A 4406-nucleotide genomic window follows, 5' to 3' on the forward strand; every position below is an offset into this window, starting at 1 on the left:
GCCCCGGCCCGCCCCGGGACCTCGGTCTAGGCCAGGTAAAGGCCGCTAGGTAGTCTGCTGCGCATGCGTGCACTTCTCGTGGTCAACCCGGCGGCAACCACCACCAGTGCGCGTACGCGTGATGTCCTGGTCCACGCGCTGGCGAGCGAGATGAAGCTCGACGCGGTCACCACGGAGTACCGCGGGCACGCCAGAGACCTGGGCCGGCAGGCCGCGGAGAGCAAGGACATCGAGCTTGTCGTCGCCCTCGGCGGCGACGGCACGGTCAACGAGGTCGTCAACGGCCTGCTGCACCACGGCCCCGACCCGGACCGCCTCCCGCGCCTCGCCGTCGTCCCCGGCGGCTCCACCAACGTCTTCGCCCGCGCCCTGGGGCTGCCGAACGACGCCGTGGAGGCCACCGGCGCCCTCCTCGACGCCCTGCGCGAGGGCAGCGAGCGCACGGTGGGCCTCGGCCTCGCGGGCGGCACACCGGGCACGGAGGACGAGGCGGTGCCCTCGCGCTGGTTCACGTTCTGTGCCGGTCTCGGCTTCGACGGGGGCGTGGTCGGCAGAGTCGAGCAGCAGCGGGAGCAGGGCAGGCGCTCGACGCACGCCCTCTATGTGCGCCAGGTGCTCCGCCAGTTCCTCGACGAGCCCCACCGGCGGCGCGGCATGATCACCGTGGAGCGGCCCGGCGAGGACCCGGTGACGGACCTGGTGATGTCCATAGTTTGCAACACCTCGCCCTACTCCTACCTGGGCAATCGCCCCCTGTACGCGTCACCGCGGGCCTCCTTCGACACGGGCCTTGACGTGCTCGGCCTGAAGAAGCTTTCGACGGCCGCGGTGGCCCGGTACGGCACCCAGCTGCTCACCTCGACACCGGAGCGCGGACCGCAGGGTAAGCACGCGGTCACGCTGCACGACCTCACCGACTTCACCTTGCATTCCAAGGTCCCCCTCCCCCTGCAGATGGACGGCGACCACCTCGGACTGCGCACGAGCGTGACGTTCACAGGCGTTCGCCGTGCACTGCGTGTGATTGTGTGAGTGGAAGGGCCCAAAGTCCTTTCACTCGAACGTTTAGGCCAGGGTCCACCCCATGGAAGTACGGCTGTGACCCAGCCGACACTGAGGAATCAAAAAAAACTTTCCTGAAGGGGTTGTATCCGCCGCCGAGGTTTGCGAATCTCTACATGGCGATCGGGACGGCCCGCAACATCGGCCCCACAGAGAGCCAGAACCCCTCCTCCACTAAAGGTCCACACCAGGCGACTGGGCGTCGGCCCTTCCCGTGCGGGGGGATTCGTGAAAGCGTTCACATTCACAAGCAAGCTGAATGTAATACCAAGGAGAGGTAGCAGCCATGGACTGGCGTCACAACGCCGTTTGCCGCGAGGAAGACCCCGAGCTCTTCTTCCCCATCGGCAACACCGGTCCTGCGCTGCTGCAGATCGAGGAAGCCAAGGCCGTCTGCCGCCGCTGCCCCGTCATGGAGCAGTGCCTGCAGTGGGCGCTCGAGTCCGGCCAGGACTCCGGCGTCTGGGGTGGCCTCAGCGAGGACGAGCGCCGTGCAATGAAGCGCCGCGCCGCTCGCAACCGTGCACGCCAGGCCAGCGCCTGACGCCCACGCCCCCCACGAGCCTGAGCTTGGCGGCGCGTACAGCGAGTACGCATCTCCCGCCCCCGAGCCGCAGCCGCGCAGTACCCCCGATGCGCAACGCAACGTGAGCAGTGAGCCCCGGACCACAAAGGTCCGGGGCTCACTGCTGTGCGCTGTGCTCTGCTGTTCTCTTCCGGGGCTCCTCTGGCGCTCTTCCGGCGCTCTTCTCCGGACCGGGACGCTACTTGTCGCCGCTGACCGGGACGTCGAGGATCACTCGCGTGCCGCCCCCCGGGGCGCGGACCATGTCGAAGGTGCCGCCCAGCTCCCCCTCCACCAGGGTGCGCACGATCTGCAGGCCCAGATTGCCGGAGCGGTGCGGGTCGAAGCCCTCGGGCAGCCCGACGCCGTCGTCCTGGACGGTGATCAGCAGCCGCGCGTCCTTGGTCGTGCCGCCGCGCACCGCGGATACCTCGACCGAACCGGTGTCCCCTTCGCGGAAGCCGTGCTCCAGGGCGTTCTGCAAAATCTCGGTAAGGACCATCGAGAGCGGAGTCGCCACCTCCGCGTCGAGGATGCCGAAACGTCCGGTGCGCCGGCCCACCACCTTGCCGGGTGAGATCTCGGCGACCATCGCGAGGACCCGGTCGGCGATCTCGTCGAACTCCACGCGCTCGTCGAGGTTCTGAGAAAGCGTCTCGTGGACGATGGCGATGGAACCCACGCGCCGGACCGCCTCCTCCAGCGCCTCCCGCCCCTTGGCGGAGTCGATGCGCCGGGCCTGGAGGCGCAGCAGCGCGGCGACCGTCTGGAGGTTGTTCTTCACCCGGTGGTGGATCTCCCGGATGGTCGCGTCCTTGGTGATCAACTCGCGTTCGCGGCGGCGGAGTTCCGTGACATCGCGCAGGAGTACGAGGGAACCGATCCGGGGCCCCTTGGGCTTGAGCGGGATCGCGCGCAGCTGGATCACGCCGTCGCCGCCCTCGATCTCGAACTCGCGCGGCGCCCAGCCGCTGGCGACCTTGGCCAGCGCCTCGTCCACCGGACCGCGGGACGGGGCGAGTTCGGCCGTGGCCCTGCCCAGGTGGTGGCCGACCAGGTCGGAGGCGAGGCCCAGCCGGTGGTAGGCGGAGAGCGCGTTCGGCGACGCGTACTGGACGATTCCGTCGGCGTCGAGCCTGAGCAGACCGTCCCCCACGCGCGGGGACGCGTCCATGTCGACCTGCTGCCCCGGGAAGGGGAACGACCCGGCGGCGATCATCTGGGCGAGGTCGGACGCCGACTGGAGGTAGGTCAGTTCGAGCCGCGAAGGGGTGCGCACGGTCAACAGGTTGGTGTTCCGGGCGATCACTCCCAGGACGCGTCCTTCCCTGCGTACGGGAATGGACTCGACGCGCACCGGGACCTCCTCGCGCCACTCCGGATCGCCCTCGCGCACGATGCGGCCCTCGTCCAGAGCGGCGTCCAGGAGGGGGCGGCGGCCGCGTGGGACGAGGTGGCCGACCATGTCGTCCTGGTACGAGGTGGGGCCGGTGTTCGGCCGCATCTGCGCCACGGAGACATAGCGGGTGCCGTCGCGCGTGGGCACCCAGAGCACGAGGTCGGCGAAGGAGAGGTCGGAGAGCAGCTGCCACTCCGAGACCAGCAGATGCAGCCACTCGAGGTCGGAGTCACCGAGAGCGGTGTGCTGGCGGACGAGATCGTTCATGGAGGGCACGTGGGCGAGCGTACCTGGCGCTTACCGCGGGTCCGCCCGGGAGATTTCCTCGACCGGGGCGGCTCCCGACGAGCCGCGGCGCCAGGGCGGGACCCTCAACCCGCCCACGGCACCGCAGCCCTTCAGGTGCATCGGCCGCCAGAATGTGCGGTACTGGCCGGCCGATCGGGAGGATCCGACGCGGTCAGGGCAGAGAGCGCCGGGTCCTCGGTCCGCTCTCCTGTGCGGGAAGAGCGGAGGCTTTACCCACGCATTGTGGACTAGACCATTCTCTCATGTCTATGCGTGGGGCAGATCTTTGTCGCGGCGGCGCGGGTCGCGGTTCCCTCCCGGCCGTCAGGCCCCATTCTCCGCTACGGAGCCCTCCGGCCACGCCGACATGGCGAGATCGGCCACCGCTTCCAGATCCTCCCTGGTGGCGCCGTCCCTGGCCTGCTGGGACATGCCCTGGAAGACCGCCGCCGTGAAACGGGCGAGGGCCGCGGGGTCGGTGTCCGCCGGCAGCTCGCCCGTCGCGACCGCGGCGGCGATACGGGACTGGATGTCCGCCACATTGGCATTGCGCCGCTCCCGCAGGGACTCCTCCACCTCCGGCGTCGTGCAGTTGGTGGCCGCGGTGATGACCAGGCAGCCCCGTGGGTGGTCCGGGTCGGTGAACTCGGCGGCGGCTTCACGCAGCAGCCGCGCCACACCGCCGCGCGCGGTGGGCTCCTCGTCGAAGGCGCGCCCGCCGAAGGCGCCGTGCGTGGCCCCATACCGCACGACGACCTCGTCGAAGAGCGTCCGCTTGTCACCGAAGGCGGCGTAGAGGCTCGGCGCCCCGATTCCCATGACGCGCGTCAGGTCCGAGACGGAGGTCGCTTCGTACCCGTGTTCCCAGAAGGTGCGGAGCGCCTGCTCCAGGGCCGTTTCGCGGTCGAAGGAGCGGGGGCGTCCACGCTGTTTCGTCGCCATGGGGTGAATTGTATAGCGGCCACTAGCAAAACGAATCGGGGTGGGGTACGGTTCTTTCTGTAGCGACCACTAGAGAAAGAGGGGGCGTCCGGCATGGGTGCATCCACGGGCAGGCTTGCGGGGAAGACGGCGCTGGTCACGGGCGGGAGC

At 69.5% G+C, this 4406-nt stretch carries 4 protein-coding genes; 2 read left to right on the forward strand and 2 right to left on the reverse strand.

All coding sequences use genetic code 11. The features are described 5' to 3' along the window. Positions 1 to 63 precede the first annotated feature (63 nt). Both GKQ77_RS28300 and GKQ77_RS28305 read left to right on the forward strand, forming a co-directional pair. Positions 64 to 1032, forward strand: a complete 969-nt coding sequence (locus tag GKQ77_RS28300; protein WP_219691770.1) for a diacylglycerol/lipid kinase family protein — start codon at positions 64 to 66, stop codon at positions 1030 to 1032. 316 nt (positions 1033 to 1348) lie between these two features. Beyond that, positions 1349 to 1606, forward strand: a complete 258-nt coding sequence (locus GKQ77_RS28305) for a WhiB family transcriptional regulator (RefSeq protein ID WP_016639615.1) — start codon at positions 1349 to 1351, stop codon at positions 1604 to 1606. A 220-nt stretch (positions 1607 to 1826) separates the two neighbouring features. Here GKQ77_RS28305 and GKQ77_RS28310 read toward each other — a convergent pair whose 3' ends face one another. Then, positions 1827 to 3293 (reverse strand): sensor histidine kinase, encoded by a 1467-nt coding sequence (locus GKQ77_RS28310; RefSeq protein ID WP_219691772.1) that lies wholly within the window; start codon positions 3291 to 3293, stop codon positions 1827 to 1829. A gap of 345 nt (positions 3294 to 3638) precedes the next feature. Then, entirely contained in the window at positions 3639 to 4256 is a 618-nt protein-coding gene (locus GKQ77_RS28315; protein WP_219691771.1) for a TetR/AcrR family transcriptional regulator, read from the reverse strand. Positions 4257 to 4406: the final 150 nt, after the last annotated feature.

This window comes from Streptomyces anatolicus (assembly GCF_019400875.1).
Classification (GTDB): domain Bacteria; phylum Actinomycetota; class Actinomycetes; order Streptomycetales; family Streptomycetaceae; genus Streptomyces; species Streptomyces anatolicus.